The organism is Cylindrospermopsis curvispora GIHE-G1, from assembly GCF_014489415.1.
Lineage (GTDB): Bacteria > Cyanobacteriota > Cyanobacteriia > Cyanobacteriales > Nostocaceae > Raphidiopsis > Raphidiopsis curvispora_A.
The window spans coordinates 646,012-666,992 of the sequence record NZ_CP060822.1 but is presented as its reverse complement, the minus strand read 5'-3'; the positions used below and the strand labels follow the sequence as shown (position 1 = coordinate 666,992).

General features: G+C 40.4%; 16 protein-coding genes. 6 read left to right on the top strand and 10 right to left on the bottom strand.

Annotated elements, in window-relative coordinates:
• Nucleotides 1-146: 146 nt before the first annotated feature.
• The 3 genes from recQ to IAR63_RS03200 all read left to right on the top strand — a co-directional run bounded on the left by recQ (nucleotide 147) and on the right by IAR63_RS03200 (nucleotide 5,590).
• Entirely contained in the window at nucleotides 147-2,309 is a 2,163-nt protein-coding gene (gene recQ, locus IAR63_RS03210) for a DNA helicase RecQ (protein WP_187706572.1), read from the top strand.
• Nucleotides 2,310-3,072: 763 nt separating this feature from the next.
• Nucleotides 3,073-5,091 carry an AMP-dependent synthetase/ligase gene (locus IAR63_RS03205; RefSeq protein ID WP_187706571.1) on the top strand — a complete coding sequence of 673 codons (2,019 nt, stop codon included), beginning with the start codon at nucleotides 3,073-3,075 and terminating at the stop codon, nucleotides 5,089-5,091.
• A 49-nt stretch (nucleotides 5,092-5,140) separates the two neighbouring features.
• Nucleotides 5,141-5,590 carry a YlqD family protein gene (locus IAR63_RS03200; protein ID WP_187706570.1) on the top strand — a complete coding sequence of 150 codons (450 nt, stop codon included), beginning with the start codon at nucleotides 5,141-5,143 and terminating at the stop codon, nucleotides 5,588-5,590.
• Here the strand turns inward: IAR63_RS03200 and IAR63_RS03195 are convergent.
• Nucleotides 5,587-6,111, bottom strand: a complete 525-nt coding sequence (locus tag IAR63_RS03195) for a hypothetical protein (RefSeq protein ID WP_187706569.1) — start codon at nucleotides 6,109-6,111, stop codon at nucleotides 5,587-5,589. The two genes, IAR63_RS03200 and IAR63_RS03195, sit on opposite strands and share 4 nt — an antisense overlap.
• Before the next feature lie 362 nt (nucleotides 6,112-6,473).
• On the opposite strand from IAR63_RS03195, the gene IAR63_RS03190 reads away from it, so the two are divergent.
• Complete coding sequence (locus tag IAR63_RS03190) at nucleotides 6,474-7,739, top strand: dihydrolipoamide acetyltransferase family protein (RefSeq protein WP_187706568.1); 1,266 nt, start codon at nucleotides 6,474-6,476, stop codon at nucleotides 7,737-7,739.
• A gap of 61 nt (nucleotides 7,740-7,800) precedes the next feature.
• On the opposite strand, the gene IAR63_RS03185 is transcribed toward IAR63_RS03190, so the two are convergent.
• The 3 genes from IAR63_RS03185 to IAR63_RS03175 form a co-directional block, all read right to left on the bottom strand.
• A complete protein-coding gene (locus IAR63_RS03185; RefSeq protein WP_057178530.1) occupies nucleotides 7,801-8,247 on the bottom strand; it encodes a DUF2996 domain-containing protein in 447 nt (148 codons plus the stop codon).
• A 68-nt stretch (nucleotides 8,248-8,315) separates the two neighbouring features.
• Nucleotides 8,316-9,416 (bottom strand): phospho-N-acetylmuramoyl-pentapeptide-transferase, encoded by a 1,101-nt coding sequence (gene mraY, locus IAR63_RS03180; protein WP_187706567.1) that lies wholly within the window; start codon nucleotides 9,414-9,416, stop codon nucleotides 8,316-8,318.
• Between the two features lie 605 nt (nucleotides 9,417-10,021).
• A complete protein-coding gene (locus IAR63_RS03175; protein ID WP_187706566.1) occupies nucleotides 10,022-10,969 on the bottom strand; it encodes a metal ABC transporter substrate-binding protein in 948 nt (315 codons plus the stop codon).
• A gap of 118 nt (nucleotides 10,970-11,087) precedes the next feature.
• On the opposite strand from IAR63_RS03175, the gene IAR63_RS03170 reads away from it, so the two are divergent.
• Both IAR63_RS03170 and IAR63_RS03165 read left to right on the top strand, forming a co-directional pair.
• The gene (locus IAR63_RS03170) at nucleotides 11,088-11,813 is read left to right on the top strand and encodes a metal ABC transporter ATP-binding protein (RefSeq protein WP_187706565.1); all 726 of its coding nucleotides are present in this window, start codon (nucleotides 11,088-11,090) and stop codon (nucleotides 11,811-11,813) included.
• A gap of 21 nt (nucleotides 11,814-11,834) precedes the next feature.
• On the top strand, nucleotides 11,835-12,683 hold the full coding sequence (locus IAR63_RS03165) for a metal ABC transporter permease (protein ID WP_187706564.1): 849 nt from the start codon (nucleotides 11,835-11,837) through the stop codon (nucleotides 12,681-12,683).
• Nucleotides 12,684-12,937: 254 nt separating this feature from the next.
• Here IAR63_RS03165 and IAR63_RS03160 read toward each other — a convergent pair whose 3' ends face one another.
• From IAR63_RS03160 to IAR63_RS03135, 6 genes are all read right to left on the bottom strand, one after another.
• Nucleotides 12,938-13,531 carry an exopolysaccharide biosynthesis protein gene (locus IAR63_RS03160; protein WP_187706563.1) on the bottom strand — a complete coding sequence of 198 codons (594 nt, stop codon included), beginning with the start codon at nucleotides 13,529-13,531 and terminating at the stop codon, nucleotides 12,938-12,940.
• A gap of 77 nt (nucleotides 13,532-13,608) precedes the next feature.
• Complete coding sequence (gene bicA / locus IAR63_RS03155) at nucleotides 13,609-15,255, bottom strand: bicarbonate transporter BicA (RefSeq protein ID WP_187706562.1); 1,647 nt, start codon at nucleotides 15,253-15,255, stop codon at nucleotides 13,609-13,611.
• Nucleotides 15,256-15,454: 199 nt separating this feature from the next.
• Nucleotides 15,455-16,273: a nitrate ABC transporter ATP-binding protein gene (locus IAR63_RS03150; protein WP_187706561.1), complete on the bottom strand. Its 819-nt coding sequence runs from the start codon at nucleotides 16,271-16,273 to the stop codon at nucleotides 15,455-15,457.
• Between the two features lie 55 nt (nucleotides 16,274-16,328).
• Nucleotides 16,329-18,332: an ABC transporter ATP-binding/substrate-binding protein gene (locus tag IAR63_RS03145; RefSeq protein ID WP_187706560.1), complete on the bottom strand. Its 2,004-nt coding sequence runs from the start codon at nucleotides 18,330-18,332 to the stop codon at nucleotides 16,329-16,331.
• Nucleotides 18,333-18,382: 50 nt separating this feature from the next.
• Nucleotides 18,383-19,222 (bottom strand): nitrate ABC transporter permease, encoded by an 840-nt coding sequence (ntrB, locus tag IAR63_RS03140; RefSeq protein ID WP_187706559.1) that lies wholly within the window; start codon nucleotides 19,220-19,222, stop codon nucleotides 18,383-18,385.
• A 145-nt stretch (nucleotides 19,223-19,367) separates the two neighbouring features.
• Nucleotides 19,368-20,735, bottom strand: a complete 1,368-nt coding sequence (locus tag IAR63_RS03135) for a CmpA/NrtA family ABC transporter substrate-binding protein (RefSeq protein WP_187706558.1) — start codon at nucleotides 20,733-20,735, stop codon at nucleotides 19,368-19,370.
• Nucleotides 20,736-20,981: the final 246 nt, after the last annotated feature.

The following is a 20,981-nucleotide window of genomic DNA, read 5'->3' as shown; positions in this document are numbered from 1 at the left end:
CTGCGCTCGGGATAATATAAGTGATTAAACAGGTGACCATAGGAAAGGTAAGTACGGAGGTGACCTTAGAAATTATCCATAGAGTTGAATTAACTTCTGATATTGTCATTGCTCAAGATTAGATGATCTACCCATAGTTACTGACCATGATGCAGTATCCCGATTTAGAAAAAGAATTAAAAAAATACTTTGGTTATGACCAATTTCGTCCTGGACAAAGACAAATTATAGAAGACGCACTAGAAAACCGTGATTTAATGGTAGTTATGCCCACGGGAGGTGGAAAGTCCCTATGTTTCCAATTACCAGCTCTTTTGAAACCAGGTTTAACAGTTGTAGTATCTCCCCTGATAGCATTAATGCAAGATCAGGTGGAAGCACTAAGAAATAATAATATTTCTGCCACTCTTATTAATAGCAGTCTTACTACTTATCAAGTTCGCTCTCGGGAAGAAGCGATCATGAATGGTAAGGTGAAATTATTATATGTAGCTCCAGAAAGATTAGTCAGCGAGAGATTTTTGCCCATTTTAGATGTGGTTAAAGAAAAATTTGGCCTGGCTAACTTTGTTATTGATGAAGCCCATTGTGTTTCTGAGTGGGGTCATGATTTTCGTCCGGAATATAGACAATTAATCTTGCTGAGGAAGCGATTTTCTCATGTTCCCACCATAGCTCTAACCGCAACTGCTACTGATAGAGTTAGAGCTGATATCATCCAACAGTTAGGATTGAAACAACCAGCGGTTCACATTGCTAGTTTTAACCGACAGAACCTGTACTATGAAGTGCGTCCTAAAAATAGAAATTCCTATGGGGAAATATTAGAGATTATTAAAGAAAATGAGGGTTCGGGAATTATTTACTGTCTAACCCGTAAGAACGTAGATGAACTAACCTTAAAACTACAGAATAGTCAAATTGCTGCTTTACCCTATCATGCAGGTTTAGTTGATCACGAAAGAGCCAAAAACCAAACTCGATTTATCCGTGATGATGTGCGAATTATGGTGGCAACTATTGCCTTTGGCATGGGTATTAATAAACCTGATGTACGGTTTGTCATTCACTGTGACTTGCCCAGAAATTTAGAAAGTTATTATCAGGAGTCAGGTCGCGCTGGAAGAGACGGGGAACCCTCTCGATGCACCTTATTTTTTAGTTTTGGTGATGTGAAAACCATTGAATGGAGTATAGGTAAGAAAACCGATCCCCAAGAACAGCTGATTGCTAAACAGCAGTTAAGACAAGTGATAGATTATGCTGAAGGAACGGACTGTAGACGCACAATTCAATTGGGGTATTTTGGGGAAAGATTTCCTGGTAGTTGTGCTAATTGTGATAATTGCCGTTATCCCAAACCCTTGCAAGATTGGACTGTGGAAGCAATGAAGTTTTTATCTTGTGTGGCACGATGTCAGGAAAAATATGGTATGAATTATATTATTGATGTGTTAAGAGGGACGAAAAATCAAAAAATTTCTTTGCATAAACATGATCAACTTTCTACCTATGGTATAGGGAAAAATAAAACAGCAGATGAATGGAAAATGTTATGCAGATCTTTGTTGCATCAAGGGTTATTGGAACAAACCAATGATGGCTATTCGGTGTTAAAATTAAATGCCTTAAGTTGGGAGGTCATGCGAAAACAACGACAGGTCTCGATTGCTGCTCCCGTATATCAAAAGGCTGATTTGGTCGCTGTTAATACTAAGGCTTTAGATATAGAAGTTCTGGTGAATGAACTCAGACAGCTACGAAAACAAATTGCTGACGAACTGGGTTTAGCTCCCTATATTATTTTTCAGGATTCGACCTTACGACTAATGGCCCAAATCAAACCCAGAACCCTAGAAGAGTTAGGACAGATTTCTGGGGTGGTTAGTTATAAGGTCAACCAATATGGAGAAAGGTTTTTGGCAGTTATTCAATCCTATATTCAAGAACAAAGTTGGCAACCACCAAAAAAGAGTGATGATGATCTGATAACTAATACAGAATCAACTACCTTGGAATTGCACCAGCAAGGATTCACTATTGAACAAATTGCCCAAAAACGGAATATGAAAACTGCCACCATTATTCGTCATCTGTCAGACCTGATAGAAAAAAAACAACCTGTTGATTTGAATTTGTTAATACCTTTGGATAGACAAAAGAAAATTTGGCAGGTCATAGATGTTTTGGGTGACATTAATTTAACCCCCATTCGAGATTATTTGGGTGAGAGTTATAGCTATAATGAGATACGCCTAGTCAGAGCTAGATGGCGAAGGGAAAATCCTAAAAATCTATCCCCTAAATAGAGTTTTTAGCCACAGTTTTTAAAAACTACTGTTGGAGTAGGAAAAACTTCTGTTGCAGGATGGGATTTGGGGGTTTTGATTGGTTTGCTCTCTATTCTGTTCTTATGAATGGGAAACACAATTGAGATCAGTTTGGGCAAAACCATGCAAATACCTGCGTTGAATAGCGTAAAAGTGACGACATCCATTAAACTCATAGATGATTACCCCTTAATTTGCTTTTTATTGCCTCGATTTGCCTAAAATTTAGACATTACCTAATCATTAACCATAATTCTAAGATCAGACCAACTATTTAGTTTTAAATTTCTTTTATGACCTATAAGCAAATTAAATGATTTGAGCTATGTAGGTTGGAATGTCCCTAATTGAAGGATTTACGAGTTTTTGCGTCACCACTTCCATAAATTTTTCAGTTTCTCATCCTTTGACTTTCGGTAAGAAGAACATCGCTCACAAAACTGGGGACTAAACTTGCACCATTGACTTCCTGTTAATTTATAAACTGTACAATAAGGAAAACTCGTGATTCCAGTCTGGTTTCTATCCCGCTCAAGATGATTATTTTTTCCAGATAAGAACAAAGATAAAAATTTGGGTAAAATTAAGCAAACAACAGCACTAACAATGCTGGCTAATAGCCCCTCAATTATAACTATTATCAATCACCTCCTTGATTAGTTTAGATTTCCACCCAAAAACCACTACCCCACTATTATATAATATGCCATCATAAACTATTTCTGTATACCATTTGTCAATTATGCAACTTCAGCCTCCTTTTTTATCTACCTTTACAGATCGAGAAAAAAAGGCAATACAAGATTTGACTAGTTATTCTGGTATCCATTCCTTACCAGAAATATGGCCATTAGCAGCTCAACATTTTCGCGATATCACTGCTCTATATAACCCCCATAGCAAACCAGAGGTCAAAATCACCTACTCCCAATTGTGGGATCAAATCCAGCGTTTTGCCATAGGTTTACAGGTCTTGGGGGTAAACAAAAATGATGATGATCCCCACCCCCCACGCATTGCTCTCATAGCAGATAATAGTCCCCGTTGGTTTATTGCAGACCAAGGTATTATGACTGCTGGAGCAGTGAATGCAGTTCGTAGCTCCCAAGCTGAAAAGAATGAATTACTATATATTATCTCCCACAGTGGTAGTACGGTTGTGGTAGTTGAAGATGTTAAAACGTTAAATAAGCTAGAACCTGATTTGGCTGAGCTACCAATTAAGCTGGTCATTTTACTCTCTGATGAAACGGATATGCCTGAGTGGAATACCTTGCCTATTATAGAAACCTATTCGGTGATGAATTTTACTCAGCTGTTAAATCTGGCTAATGATCATACTTTGACTCCTGTCACAAGTGCTGGTCATGTTTTAGCAACCTTGATTTACACTTCCGGAACTACGGGTAAACCCAAGGGTGTTATGCTTTCCCATAACAACTTATTACATCAGGTTAAAACCCTGGGAACTATAGTTCAACCCCAACCTGGTGATGTGGCTTTAAGCATTTTACCAACCTGGCACAGTTATGAGCGCAGTGGCGAATATTTTTTACTTTCTCAAGGTTGTACACAAATATATACAAATTTGAGAATGATTAAAGAAGACCTAAAAAGGTTTAGACCTAACTTTATGATTGCCGTGCCCAGACTGTGGGAGTCAATTTATGAAGGGGTGCAAAAGCAGTTCCGTAGCCAACCAGTGAAAAAACAAAAACTAATTCAATTCTTGCTGAAAATGGGTCAAGAATATATTTTCGCTCGACGTGTTGCCCAGGGATTAAGTTTAGAGCATATTGGTGCTTCAGAATGGATAAGATGGGCAGCAAAAATTAAGCAATTAGTCTTATCACCATTACAAATATTGGGAGAAAAGTTAGTTTATGCTAAAGTGCGAGAAGCTACAGGAGGAAAAATCAAGCAGGTGATTAGTGGAGGTGGGGCACTGCCTAGACATATAGACAACTTCTTTGAAATTATCGGGGTGGAGATTTTACAGGGTTATGGATTGACGGAAACTTCACCGGTCACTAATGCTCGTCGTATCTGGAGAAATTTACGCGGATCCTCGGGACAACCAATAGCAGGAACTCAGGTGAAGATAGTTCACCCAGAAACAAAAGACCCTCTATCTCCAGGGAAAATTGGCTTAGTTCTACTTAAAGGTCCCCAGGTGATGGAGGGCTATTATCAGAATTTGGAAGCTACAAGACAGGTTATTGACAATGATGGTTGGTTTAATAGCGGTGATTTAGGTTGGGTAACACCTGAAAATGACTTGGTGCTAACCGGTAGAGCTAAGGATACTATTGTATTAAGCAATGGTGAAAATATTGAACCCCAACCTATAGAAGATGCTTGCTTGCGATCGCCCTATATTGACCAAATTATGCTGGTAGGACAAGATCAGCGCAGTCTTGGTGCTTTAATAGTTCCTAACCTGGATGCTTTGGAAAAATGGGCGGAAGTTGAGAATATCAATTTACCTACTCAGGATGATTCCACGGAAAATGAAGATCAAAAAATCGGTCAAAAAATTGACTTAGAGAACAAAATAATTCAGGATTTATATCGGAAGGAATTAAATAGGGAGGTGCAAAATCGTCCAGGTTATAGGGTTGATGACCGCATTGGGCCCTTTAAGCTAATCCCGGAACCCTTTTCCATGGAAAATGGCATGATGACCCAAACCATGAAAATTCGTCGTCATGTTGTGGCACAAAAGTATGGTGATACTATTGACAGCATGTTTGTCAAGTAGGTCTAATTAAAAACAATTACAAACTAGTTAGGTCAAACCTATAATCTTTATGGAACTATCGAACCTGGAATTAATGCTCAAACGTGTTGTTAACGTGAAGGTGATTGTAACTCCACTATGGAAGGAGGAAGTACAACAACAATTGCAAGAACAGATCAACCAAACAGATCAGCAGTTGCAACAACTTGACATGGAAGGACAAAGAACAATTAGTGTTATTCAAAAACAGAGTCTGCAACCCCCCGGTCCCCAAACTCTACAACAAATCGACAATGTTCAACTACAAATTAACCAGAAGAAAAGCGAGTTGTTGGAACAGAAGAACCAATTATTGCAAAACCTTCAGCAAGTACAGTATTTAGATTTGGATCAAGAGGTCAATCAGTTTCAAATGGAAAGTTTTTTCCAGGTCAAAACCGGTGATAACTTGATTAGTAAAATGCAGGTTGAAATCGTTCTTCGTGATGGCGTAGTAGAGGAAATTCGCGGCGAAGTCTAATCACACTCTTGACTAAGATCATCCTCGGTTGGATCCTGGGAAAAACACTCTCTTTGGGATCCAGCCCAGATCACCTCCCATACTGGCGGTGAATTTACCAACAGCGATCGCCCAAAGCGACTCATTTCCACACGATATTTAGTGGTGTTGACCACACTATTTTTAGCCGGTGAGGGTTTGATAATTGTAACCAGGGCCTGATTAGGTTGGGGATACACTACCTGCACTTGTACTTTTTTATTGGAATCTTTACTTTCATTAATCATATTTAACGCTATAGTGGCAGGGTCGCTCCCTATCAAAAGAGAGTTCACCGTTTCTAAGGGAATTATCTGGTAATCAGAACGTTCCAAGTTTATTCGTACTTCATCCGGATTGAGTTCCTTGGGGATAGTTTGTGGCTGTCCATGGGCGGACAGCATCAACCTTCCATAAGGTTGATGCTGAATCCAATAAACTGTAGCAGTACTAATGAAAGTACCTAGGGTAAAAATTAAAAAAAACTTGAGTCTTGCTAACATGGTTATTTAAGTGTGATTAAAAGAGGAATTTTCCAGAGTTTCAGATTTACCTCTCCACCTCTAGCGACTACTCAAGAGCAGATTGTGTGTGAGAAAGCGGAGGATCGTAACTTGTATCAGAGTGGGTGGCCCACCACGACTATAATGTCAATTAGGATCTCCCATTATTGAACCACCCATTGCACCATACAATTTACTATATGGATATTTCACACTAACTTTAAGTTCCTGTTAAATCTCAGTTAAATTCCACTCTGCCTAAATCTTTGGCGAAAAATCCCCTTGGTGGGCTACAATTTGACTTGGGAACACATGTTAAATTCCACTCAAAAAATTACCAAATTGATTCTAAAGCCACCATTATGAGCATTCATGAAGTATTTATGCCAGCCCTAAGTTCCACCATGACGGAAGGAAAAATAGTCTCTTGGGTCAAATCACCAGGAGATAAAGTGGAAAAAGGTGAAACAGTGGTGGTTGTTGAGTCAGATAAGGCTGATATGGATGTAGAATCTTTTTATGAAGGATTTCTAGCCCATATTCTCGTTCAAGCTGGTGAAACTGCTCCCGTTGGCGCAGCGATCGCTTATGTGGCCGAAACCCAAGAAGAAATTACCAGTGCTAAAATTCTTGGAGGTGGAGCTACTGTACCCACTCCCCCGGTAGCACCGGTAAGTGCCCCTGCGGTTCCAGTACCTGTAACAGTTTCCCAAAACGGGTCAAACCATCAACAGGGTAGACTAGTGGTTTCTCCTCGCGCTCGTAAGCTGGCTAAGGAACTCAAGGTTGATTTAAATAATCTCCAAGGTAGTGGTCCTTATGGTCGTATTATTGCGGGAGACATAGAAGCTGCTGTGGGCAAGCAAACCACTGGCCCTGTTATTAGTACCGTTCCTACTATTCCATCCACTGCACCAGCTACACCAACAAAACCAGCAACCCCCGTGGTTACTGCTGGACAAGTAGTACCATTAACTACTTTGCAGAATGCTGTGGTACGTAACATGATGTCCAGCCTATCTGTACCTACATTTCATGTTGGCTATACCATTACCACTGATGGTCTAGATAAACTGTACAAGCAAATCAAATCTAAGGGTGTAACCATGACAGCCCTTTTAGCTAAAGCTGTAGCAGTTACCTTACAAAAACATCCTTTACTTAATGCCAGTTATTCAGAACAAGGAATTGTTCATCACCCCCAGATTAATGTTTCTGTAGCTGTGGCCATGGATGATGGTGGTTTAATTACCCCGGTTTTACAGAATGCGGATCAAATAGATATTTACTCCCTGTCGCGGAACTGGAAATCCTTAGTGGATAGATCTAGGTCTAAACAACTGCAACCCGAGGAGTACAGCACGGGTACATTTACCATCTCCAATTTGGGTATGTTTGGTGTGGATACCTTTGATGCAATTTTGCCACCGGGACAAGGTGCCATTTTGGCAGTTGGAGCTGGGCGTTCCCAAGTTGTAGCTACTGGAGATGGTTCATTTGCTCTCAGACAACAAATGAAGGTGAATATTACCTGTGACCACCGAATTATTTACGGTGCCCATGCAGCTGCTTTCCTCCAGGATTTGGCAAAATTGATTGAAACCGATCCCCAATCTCTCACCGTTTAGCCCCCAATCGTCTAGAGACGTTGCAGTTGAATACCCAACGTCTCTATAATTAAAGTTGGAACTAGTTCCTACCTAGCCATTTTTGACCGTTGAGACGATAAACTAGACGGGATACCAGCAAATCAAGGGTGATCTTCCGCTCGTCTATCAAGAAGGACTCCAGGGTGCTGGGTTTTTTCCCTTCATGACAAGAGAACCCCTTTTTACCTTGAATATCTTGGTCGGGAAAGTAAACATTAAACTGTTTGGACCCGTTCTGCCAAGAGCCAATGATTTGCCAACACTCCTGGGAAGAATCAAAACCAACAATGGCATATTTCTGCTTGGCAAAGGTCAGTTTTACGTCAGAAATACCTTCCTGGGCGATCGCTTTTTGTAAAGCAGGTAAGTAGTGTTCTTGCATAAACTCCTCAAATGGCTTATCTTCCACTGCTGGGGGTTTTTCTTTTTTAGCTACGGGTTTTTGGTTTGTTTCTTCCACCATCACATTGTCCTCTATTGTGTCCATACTTATATTTATTATTCCATATCAAAAAAAAACCACCCTAGGAAATGGGTGGCATTGTATTAGGAAAATCACTTGATTAAAGCTAGACACATACTGGCTAAAACCGCACCAATTATATAAAACACGCCTACTACCTGCAATTCAGACCAACCAGATAATTCCAGATGATGATGTAAAGGAGCCATCTTGAATAATCGCTTGCCCTTGCCATCTGGTCCCTTAGTTGCTTTGTAGTAACTCACTTGTGCCATTACAGATAGGGTTTCTACAAAAAATATTCCACTTAAAATGAACAGTCCCACCAAGTTATTAGTTAAAAGGGCCACCGCACCTAAAGCACCGCCTAAAGCAAGGGAACCAGTGTCACCCATAAAAACTCGGGCGGGATTGCGATTATGAGCCAAAAATCCCAGACAACTACCACTCACCGCTGCACAAAAGATCATTAAACTGGGTGCGGTGGGAGCAATCAAAGCTCCTAAACCCAAAATGGCGATCGCCACTGTTCCCCCAGCTAACCCATCAACTCCATCAGTCAAATTAGTAGCATTGCTTTCTGCGACTAGCACAAAGGTGGCTAAGGGCCAAAACATGAATCCTAAAGGTAAAGAAAAACCCACCCAGGGCAAAACGATATTTGTTATGCTAAAATCCCCCTTTAAAATCATCCACACACAAAAACTAATGGCAAAAACAATTTGTAAAATCAATTTTGTTCTGGGGGATATACCTTTGTTGGATTTTCTCAGCAGGATTTGCCAATCGTCTATCCAACCAATTATTCCATAAGCAAGTGTTAAAGCGGAAACAGCCAATACATCTTGAGCGAAATTGGAAAGCACACAACCTACTAGCAGGGCTACGGGTATGAAAAATACACCACCCATGGTGGGAGTACCCGCCTTTTTTAAATGGGCCTTGGGTCCATCTTCTCGAATAATCTGCCCAGTTTTCAACGCTTGCAACAGTGGCACAACCCATAAACCAGCTACTGCACTACCCAAAGCACTCAGTAAAAATGGCATGGTTAAAGAGTTAGGTTGCCAAAAAACCCTATTTCCTAGACCATCTACAACTAGGGTGGCACAAGTCATAGCTGTAGCTAAAACCGATGCTAACCCGATCCCGGAAATACTCAATCCTTGGTTGGGAGATAATTTTGCGTCCACAGAAATTTTTCCTTCACTCCACACTTAAAAAAATTCAAACGTTTAACTTTGGTCAAGTTGATAAAACTATGGTTTACCACCCAGGTCACCAGGAAGAATAAAACCTATCCTAATCTAAGTTGATATTACTATCATCCATAGTCAAAATGGTAAATTCCATTCTCTTCAATACAAAAAAGCCAACGAATTGGTAATGCTTTATGTCAGTCCCCTTTAAAGAAAACTCATAAATCACCGCTCCATTCCTTGCCACACTGAAAAATATCTGCCGTCATCTCCTTACGAGAGCGTACATATAACAAAATCTTTGTTGATAATTTGTATTTAATACTGTATTCGACGCGGCGTGATTTTAGTTAATCATTCAACCCTTTTTGGATTTATCCGGTACAGAGCAAAAAAATTTTTTTGTTAACGCCTTACCAAAAGGATTTGTCTTGAGTGGTTTATATAACCATAGGCAAGATGTTTTGTCTCTATTTGTAACTAGCCCTCGCTTTTATCCATCAACTCTAAGGTTTTTGGCTAAAGCATCACCAAAATTATAACTCGGGAAATCCGCAAACAATAATACTGGATTCTTGGCATTTTGTCAATCATGTTCTTTATTTTACTCTTTCAGTTAGACCCATCACAAGAGTTTTGGTATTAACCCTCATCATCTTGATATAAGTATCCGCACCACTTCCCCTTGCACCCAAAGAGTCGGAATAAAGTTGATTTGTTGCCAGTTTTACCCCCGCTTCTTGAGCTACTGTTTTCATCAAGTCCGGATTAATCGTAGTTTCGGTAAAGATAGTAGGAATATCTGCTCTAACAATAGCATCCACTAACTCCTTTACTGTTTTAGCACTGGGTTTTTCTTCTGTGCTAATTCCAATCAAAGTCCCTATAACTTCCATACCATAAGCATCAGCATAATACTGAAAAGCATCATGGGAGGTAACTATTTTGCGGTTGGGCGGTGGAATAGTTTCAATTTGCTGTTTGATCCAATTATCCAACTTTTCCAGTTCCTTAGTCAGTTGGGCAGCATTTCGTGTAAATTTTTCCTTGTCCTCATCCGACAACTCCACTAAAGTATCTCTAATAGCATTTACCATGGCTATGGTGTTTTTAGCACTCCCCCACACATGGGGATCGGGAACTATTTCCCCCCCATGGGTTTTTAATTTTAAGGGTTTAACCACTTCCCCCACCGCCAGTTTTCTGGCCCTTACACCCGTAGAATTCATTAACTTAATAATTCCTGGCTCTAAATTATACCCATTATATACAATTAAATCCGCTGTCTCTAAGACCTTGCTATCTCCTGGTACTGGTTCATATACATGGGGATCTGTTCCAGGTTGAAGTATTCCAGTTAAACTAATCTCTTCACCTCCTATTTGCGCCACTAAGTCCGTAATAATTGTACTTGTTGCTACAACTTTTATTTTGCCTATTTTCCCACGGCTGCCATTATTCCAGGTTTCTACCTGAGAAACACTACATCCTAGTAAATATAATGGTAAAAATATTACTATCCATATCCGAATGTTTTTATTTTTCATATTTGTCTCATATTTTTAGCCTTCTTCATAGTAAGCTCAAAGTAGGATCTCAAAAATTATCAACCCTATGCAAAATACCTCCCCAAAATTTGGTCTACTACCAAAAACACCCCAAAGGATGCCCATAAATAGAGAGTTTAGGGATATTCACATTTCCCATTTAGGAGTACAATACCATAGACAAGACGCTTTACAGAATATAACCTGTACTATTAAAGCGGGAAGATTAACAGGAATTTTTGGACCTAATGGTGCTGGTAAGAGTACGTTGATCAAAGCAATTTTGGGATTAGTTCCCATGAGGATGGGCAGCGTACTGTATGACGGTAGGCCATTAGTAGACCAACTAGAAAAAGTTGCCCATGTCCCACAAAGAAGCCAAATTGACTGGAACTACCCCGCTACGGTCTGGGATGTGGTCATGATGGGAAGAGTGAAAAAAACCGGTTGGTTACGTAGTTTTTCTAGTATGAGTCGGCAAATAGCAATGACAGCATTGGAACGGGTAGAAATGGTAAAATATACTGACCGACCCATAGGAGAGCTTTCCGGAGGACAACAACAAAGGGTATTCCTGGCCCGTGCTTTAACTCAAGAACCTGAAATTTTTTGTTTTGATGAACCCTTTATCGGTATAGATCACAAAACTCAAGGTGTCCTTTTTAACATTTTTCAAGAACTCGCAGCCCGGGGGAAAATTGTCCTGGTGGTCAACCACGATCTGGGTCAGTCAATTAACCATTTTGACGATTTAATTCTAATTAACTGTCAACTTATAGCTAGTGGACCTCGTCTGCATGTACTTACAGAAACTAATCTACAACGTGCCTACTTTACAATATAATTTTCCTTTTTAATATTATTTATGTTAAGCGAAATAATGGAACCGTTGCAGTATGGATTTATGCAACGCTCGCTAATAGTTGCAGTGTTAATTGGTTTGTTATGTGCTGTGGTTGGTACTTATTTAATGGTACAACGTCTGGCACTACTAGGCGATGCTATTAGTCATTCCGTTTTACCAGGACTGGCGATCGCCTTTATAATAGGTGCGAATATATTTGTGGGAGCTTTTATTGCTGCTATGGTAAGCACGGTAGCTATAGCAGTGATTAAAAACCGGTCTCCCATTAAGGAGGATGCAGCTATGGGGATAGTATTTTCTGGTTTTTTTGCTCTTGGTGTGACCCTCATTACAGGGATTCAAAAAACTAATAAAATCGACCTCAATCACTTTCTTTTTGGCAATATTCTAGGTGTTACCCCCAATGAGGTTAGGGATACGGCCATCCTTGCTGCTGTGGCGTTAATTATGGTTTTTTTACTCTACAAAGAACTACTATTCTATACCTTTGATCCCATAGGAGCCCAGGTTGCTGGTCTACCAGTTAATCAACTCAACATTAGTTTGATGTTGCTCATTTCCCTAACCATTGTTGCTAGTATGAAAGCAGTGGGAGTGATTTTAGTCCTATCAATGTTAATTACCCCTGGTGCTACAGCATATTTATTAGTTAACAGACTACATCAGGTTATGATCCTAGGAGCTGCGATCGCTATAATTTCTAGTATTGTAGGAATTTACCTGAGTTACTTCTATAATTTACCTTCTGGACCAGCTATTGTATTAGTCGTTTGCACAGCGTTTGTCCTAGCTTTTTTATTTAGTCCCAAATCCAGTGTTTTAGGAGCCCTTGTAAAAAATGGAAGGTAGGAATTACCTTCCCGATTTTACAGATTGGCCCTTGAAAACATTGAAACCTTAATTGATCAATCCCCCCAGCCAAAACTGGGGGCTTTTTTAAAAACATGGAAATTAAACAAAAATCAAATAAATTTCCGGACTCCATGTTATCCCCTAGGAATAATCAAACTAGTAGATGCACCTTAATTACATTGTTACTAGCTCTTATCCCTTAACTAGGATTATAAGACACTTCCCATAAATGTCAATAGTACCAGTAACCTTTATGTAATCAGACCAGGGAGCTGTAAAACTCCATAGAAAATGAGGTAGAAAATTAGGGTGATTAATAGTGTTAATACATAGCAAACACATATAAGTAGTCCATCTGACTCCATACTAGCCGCAGCAAACAGTAAAATGCCAATGGTGGGTATGGGATTAGTCAAAGGTACAGGAGAAATAAGTAAAATAGCCAACCAGGAAATACACAAACCGTTACATCTCCAGGTGATATCATGATTTGCCAATTTTGTCAAGCGAGGACGGGCAATTTTCTCTAACAACCTGGTGACCCTACCTAAGTTCTGGAGAATAGTTTGGGCAAAAACCCGGGGAAATTGATAATTGGCAATTTTTTTTGGTAACCAGGGCGATCGCCTGCCCAAAAGCATTTGCAATGATAAGAGCAAACAAGCGGAGCCAAGAGGACCCGTGAGTCCGGGTGGCATAGGGAACAAGAATGGTAAAACCAATAAAGCAATGACTAGAATGAATCCGCGTTGAGAGGTTGTTTCCAGCACGTCACCCAAGGTTAGAGGTTGGTGTGCTAGACGCTGTAGCAAAGATTTTATTTCCTCAGAAAAGGTCAAGCGCATTGTTCAGGGTTTGGGTAAAAGAACGGGGAACGATCAAATATAACACTTGCTTGATTCCCCCTATCAATCTTTGATTATCACCTTTTAACTAAAGTCATAGCTTGTTCTAGAGCTTGTTTGCGCTCTATCACCAAATGGTGGGGGGGTAATAAACTTAGAACTCCCAAATTTTCCAGTCGCTTTTTAACCTTACCAGTGACGCCAACTAGAATAATTTGTCGGTCTTTTTCAACTGCTTCCCGAATTGCACTTTCGATAGTTAAAGAAGCAGTGACACCCATCATAGGAACATCGCTGAGGTCAAAAATAATCACATCACAGTCTTGAATGGCATTATGCTCACGAGAGATGGCCTTGGAAACGCCAAATATCATGGCACCACTTAAGTAGAATAACAAAATTCGACCCCCAGCTTGGTCGAGCAATCTTTTCTCTTCTTCGTTTAAATCAATATCATCATCAGCGTCACTGATGGCCTTAACTTTCTCAGAACTCATGCTGGACAAACGCTCAATTGTGAGGATGTTAGCAACAAATACACCTATCCCCACAGCTACAATCAGATCTACAAAAACAGTCAAGAGTAACACACCATACATAATGATGGAACCCTTGAAGGAAACTTTGTGAGATCGCTTTAAAAAACTCCAATCTAGGATATCAATCCCCACTTTCAGCGCAATTCCCGCTAAGACAGCCATAGGAATACTTTGAGTAACACCGGCAGCACCTAAAACCACTACCAACAAAATTAGAGCGCGGGTGATTCCAGATATTGCCGTCTGTGCTCCGGTTTGGATATTTACTACCGTTCCCATGGTCGCTCCAGCACCGGGCAAACCTCCACACAAACCAGAAACTAAATTGGCAATACCCTGTCCAATCAGCTCTTTGTCAGATTTATGTTCCGTACGAGTTAAGCTATCAGCTATTACTGCGGTTAATAGGGTATCAATACATCCCAACATTCCCAACATAACCCCATCAACCAACATAATCGTTACACTAGTGGGGGTAAAAGTTGGCATTTGCAGTTTTGGCAATCCAGTTTCAATCACACCGATACGTGGGATATCCGCATTACTAAAAAAGACCAGTGAAACTATAGTTCCTAAAACTAGGGCAATTAATTGGGGTGGCACAATGCGTTTGACCTTTGATGGTGTCAAATAAATAATTGCCACAGTCATTACACCCAAAATGAGGGCAATGGGATTAATCTTTTCTAGGAGCTGAGGTAAATTTTGAACTATTCCTAAAACTCCCCCTTTTGGGTTAGGTTGCCCTAAAAACGGTGCAATTTGCAAAATAATTAAAATCACACCAATACCCGACATGAACCCAGAGATTACACTATAGGGCATGAGGGTGATATATTTGCCCAGCTTGAAGATACCAAATATGATTTGAAATATCCCCGCTAACATAACTACGGTAAAAGCCATAGCCATGCCATTTTCTGGATCCATAGCTGTTAAAGAACTTATAATGCCAGTAATTACAACAGTCATGGGACCAGTGGGCTCGGAAATTAATGTGGGTGTTCCACCAAATAAAGCAGCAAAAAAACCCACACAAACTGCACCATAAAGACCAGCAACTGGACCTGCACCGGAAGCAACACCGAATGCTAAAGCCAGTGGTAAAGAGACAATGGCCGCAGTGACACCACCAAAAATATCGCTCCGTAAGTTGCGCGTGTTAATAGTATTAGTTATTGCCATGTTTGTTAATTGGTTTTAGATGGCGTTTAAGCGATGCTTAGGTTGCTCTATCAGCATACTCTTCTTAGGTAGCCAAAATTTACCAACGCAAACAATTTACTGAATATATATTCTTATGAATTGCATAGGTATTAACCTATAGCTGAGGAGAATCCCTAGTTGGGTACAATTAGGCGAATGTGATTCGCCTATTGTCATCCTAACCAACATCATCATGAGCAAAGCGATTAAACAAGAAGTCTAAAGCATAGTTACGCAATTGATAATATTGAGGATCTTCCATAATCAGAGTCCGCTCACGTGGTCGTGCAAAAGGAATTTCCATCACCTCCCCAATTTTGGCATGGGGTCCATTAGTCATCATGACCAATTTATCAGCCAAAAATAAAGCCTCGTCAATGTCATGAGTAATCATTAACACAGTACAACGGTTTTCATTCCAGATTTTTAATAACTCCTCCTGCAATTCTTCCTTGGTGATAGCGTCCAAAGCGCCAAACGGTTCATCTAAAATTAAAACCTTGGGACGAATAGCTAGGGCACGAGCAATAGAAACACGCTGTCTCATCCCTCCAGACATTTGAGGGGGTTTTTTCTCCATAGCATCAGACAGTCCCACCATGACTAAATGCTCCCGGACAATGGCTCGTTTTTCCGCTTCTGGTTTAGTTGGGTAAACCGCATTTACAGCCAAATAAATATTCTCAAATGCGGTTCGCCAAGGTAGAAGGGCGTAGTTTTGGAATACCACCATCCGGTCCGGACCAGGTTTAACTATGGGTTGTCCTTCTAATAATACCTGACCCGTGGTAGGAGTGTTAAAACCAGACACCATATTTAATAGGGTGGATTTACCACACCCGGAGTGGCCAATCACACAAATAAACTCACCCTTTTGTACCTCTAAATTTATCCCATCTAAAACAGTAAAAGGTCCTTTTTTAGTCGGGTAAATTTTAGTGACATTTTCAATTGTGAGGAAGGATTGACGGTTACGGACTTGAGTAGAGGATGTCATCTGATTTTTCCCAGGGTAAATTGTTGAACAACTATCTAGAGCTATCTAGAAATATCTAGGCTACAAATTTTCTGTTAATGTCTAGAACTACTTCTGCGACAGAAAAATCTCGTTTAATTTCTAGACCATTAAGATAGGCAAAAGGATCATCAGCATTAAAAGGTTTGCCATCAAATAACTGAATGGGTTGACGAGTATAACTGATATCCAAACCCAATTCCCTAGCGGCGGTACTAAATACACCCACGCGACAAACCCTTTCCACAATTTCTACCCAGTTGCGAGGAAAAGGAGTTTCACCCCATCTGGCCAGCTGGGTCATAATCCAAGTTTGTTCAGTCCTACTAGGACGATTAATTGCTGAGTTACCATAAAATTGATGGTGGGCATACTCACGCATGGGATGGTCTAAATCGCAGCTATTACCACTGGGATCTTCCACCTGAATAAAATCCATATCAGTGTTCACATATTCCCGACTGGCTAATATTGCTCTCACCTCTTGTGCATTATTAGGATCTGCACAATATTTACACCCTTCCAACAAGGCTTTGGTTAAGGCAATATGGCTATTAGGATAAGCATTAGCCCAATCCTCTCTCACACCTAATACCTTACCGGGATGTCCCAGCCAAACCTCTAAATCTGTGGCTATGGTAAAACCTGAACCTTCAATAGCAGCACGATAATTCCAAGGTTCTCCCACACAATAACCATCAATAGTTTTAGCCCTCAAATCTACCACCATTTGCGCAGGGGGAATATTTTTCATCTCTACATCCACATCTGGATCAATTCCCCCTGCTGCTAACCAATAACGCAACAGTAAATTGTGCATTGATGCTGGATGTACTACTCCCATGCGGTGCATCTGATCTCGGGTCTGCAACAGATATGATCTGAAATCAGATAGAGTATATATCCCCTGTTCATAAAATCTTTTGGCTAGGGTAATGGCATTACCATTACGGGTCATGGTTAAGGAGGTGACAATTGGTAGGGGCTGACTTTTATTACCTCCTAAAGATAACCACATGGGCATACCCGATGGCATTTGAGCAGCATCTAAATAACCGCCAATAATACCGTCAACAATACCTCGCCAATTACTTTCTCTGACCAAATGAACTTCGTCTAAACCATGTTTGGCAAACAAACCCTTTTCTTGGGCTATTGCCAAGGGTGCGCAGGCTGTAATTGGCAAAAAACCAACTTCCAAATTAACTTTTTCTAAGCCATGGCGGGCAATATTGGGAGTTTTTCTGGCCCGCAGTTTCTTGATCCTTTTTTGTTGGTTGAGAAAGTAAATCATCTCGCTACGCAAGGTGTAGTAACTGGGATGCTCTACTACTTCCATCCGTTTGCGAGGACGTGGAATATCTACTTCTAAAATATCCCCAATTTTGGACTCTGGTCCGTTGGTTAACATGACGATTCTATCTGATAATAACACAGCTTCATCCACGTCATGGGTCACCATTACCGCAGTTACCTGATTCTCTTCACAAATTTGCATTAATTGTTCTTGCAAATTTCCCCTGGTCAGTGCATCTAATGCGCCAAAAGGTTCGTCTAGTAGTAATAATTTAGGACGGATTGCTAAGGCCCGGGCGATCGCTACTCTTTGTTTTTGTCCACCTGATAACATGGATGGTTGTTTGTCTGCATGGGGACGTAAACCTACCATATCTATATGTCTTTCAACTACAGATTTACGTTCTCCCGCTGGCATTCCACTTAGGACGGAATCTACTGCTAGGGCAATATTTTCTCTCACAGTTCGCCATGGTAATAGAGAGTAGTTTTGAAATACTACCATTCTATCTGGACCGGGTTTTTTGATTCTCTGTCCTTCTAGGGTGACTAAACCCTCTGTGGGTAAATCCAGTCCAGCAATCATATTGAGGAGGGTGGATTTACCACAACCGGAGTGGCCAATGAGAGAAATAAATTCACCCTTTTTAATTTGTAGGTCAATACCTTTGAGGGCAATATATTGACCGCCATTACTTAGTTCAAAGACTTTGTCAATTTGATCAACAGCAACAAATACAGACATAGGTTTAGGTTGTGAATGGTAGATAAAAATGGGTAAGAAAAAGTCAGTAACTATTTTTGTTCTGGTAAAATTCTTGTTTGTAACCAAGCCATGAATTTATCCAGCAGTAAACCCACAACCCCAATGTAAACCAGGGCTAAGATTACTTCACTTACCTTGTTAGCTTGATAAGCATCCCAAATAAAGAACCCAATACCAACAATACCGGACATGACGATTTCTGCTGCGATAATCGCCAACCATGCTAACCCAATGGAAATTCTTAACCCGGTGAAAATGTAGGGTAACGCTGCAGGAATCAAGACGTTGAAGAAATACTCTTTTTGGGAAAGTTGTAAGACCTTAGCCACATTATTATAATCCACGGGTATTTCTTTGACACCAACAGCAGTATTAATGAGAATCGGCCAAAGAGAGGTGATAAAAATTACGAACAATGCCGCTGGTTCGTTCTGTCTCAACGCAGCTAATGAAATAGGTACCCATGCTAAAGGTGGTACTGTCCTCAGTAATTGAAATAGGGGATCTAAAGCCTTAGACATGGTAGAATTTACACCAATCAAAATGCCTAAACCTATCCCTACAATCGCAGCTAATGTATAACTAATGGCTACTCTTTGTAAACTAGCAAAAACCTGCCAAAATAAACCTTTATCAATCCCACCTCGATCATAAAATGGGTAAATAATCAATTCCCAAGTGTCTTGTACTACTTGAATTGGTCCGGGTAACGTACCACCTGTCAGAGAAAATATCTGCCAAATAACCAAAAAGGCGACTATGGCAACAAGTGGGGGTAGAATTTCTGGGGTCTGTTTAGTGATAAATGTGACTATGAAATTCTCAGAACTGTTGTTACTAGTACGGCGTTTGGCAGTGAATGTTGTCATTTTTTTATCCTTTTGTACTCTATGGATTTCAGTCGGTGATCAAACAATACCATCGTCAATTTTCCCATATATGTCTGAAACCCAATAAGATCCTAAGGATATTAATGAGGTTTCAGGGTCTTGGCTACAGTATTTATTAAAGCGATCAAATGTTCACTTTTTTAATTTTTAAGCTCTTTAAGTACCCACGGGGATCGGAAGGATCAAATGTAATACCATCAAAGAACTTCTCTACACCACGGGATGTGCTAGTGGGAATATCAGCATCGGGTATGCCCAATTCTTTCGCAGCTTCCCGCCATATATTTTCTTTGTTAACTTTGTTGATTATATCCTCTGATTTTTCTAGGTATTCTGGTGGGAGGAATCCCCAACGAATACTTTCAGTTAAAAACCACAGGTCATGGCTTTTATATGGATAGGAAACACTACCTCTTTCATCTTTCCAATATAATACTGCCATTGACTTATCTTTGACCTGTTGGCCATCCCCCATATCATAGTTACCCTGGAAGGTGTCTGTCAGGAACGTGGGTGATAGGTTATAGTAGTTAGGGCGAGCTAAAATGTTGGCAGCAGTTTCTCGGTTCTCAAATTTGTCTAACCACTGCTGTGCCTCCATAACTGCTTTTAAAATCGCCTTTGTGGCTTTTGGGTTAGCATCTACCCACTCTCCTCTGATTGCAAGGTATTCTTCAGGATGATTTTTCCATATTTGGGCAGTAAGCGCGGAGATAAAACCTATTTTGTCTTTGACGATTCTATAAGGCCAAGGATCTCCCGTACTAAAAGCGTCCACAGTTCCAGTTCTCATATTGGCTACCGTTTGAGCAGTAGGTACTGGAATCAATTTCACATCAGTGTCAGGATTTACCCCTCCCGCTGCTAACCAATAACGCAACCAAAATTCCTGGTTAACTTTGCCAAAAGTAAATGCTGCTGTAAAAGGTGATGGAGTTGATTTTAATTTATCAAAAACTGCCTTTCCACCCTTAGACAGGTCGAGATGAACTTGTTTACCTGCGTGCTTATTAGCGATCGCAATGCCATTACCCTGTGTATTTAATTGAGCCAGTATATACATGGGTATTTTAGCGTTGCCTTTAGTAATTAGTCCTTCAGTGATTAAGTGTGGCATGGGCATTTGGTACTGTCCACCATCTACACCTCCTCCTGCAGAACCAATTTCCGTGTTGTCTCGCATGGAACCCCAAGATGCTTGTTTGGCAAGTTCAACTTCGGTCATTCCCCATCTTTTAAAGAATCCTAATTCCTGGGCAATAATTAACGGTGCAGCTTCTACAATGGGAAGATATCCTAACTTAACCTTGGTCGTTTCTGGTGTGATCTCTGGTGTTAGGTTGACTGCTTCTACTTGTTGACTTTGGGAGCTTGTTCCTCCACCCTTTTCTGGTGGATTTCCTAAACATCCTTTAATGAATACCGCACCGGTGGCAATTCCAGCTGTGGTAAGGAATTTGCGTCGGGAAGTTTGACTCCATGATCCGGACATAAGTTTATCTCCTGTTGTTAATACCTGTTTTTACCTGGGAAAACTCTGGTTGAGTCAGAGTCTAATTTTTCGCTATAAGAAACTCTGTACTAGTGAAAGCTTAAACAGATTTTCCTAGCATAATTTTGATTCATGATTTCGATTAGGCTATAGACTTTTGTTAATCTCTTACTACTTGCTATCCCCTGATTACACCCCCTGATTAATTAGTTATCTTGGATGGGATCAACTGTTTCCTTTCAACCG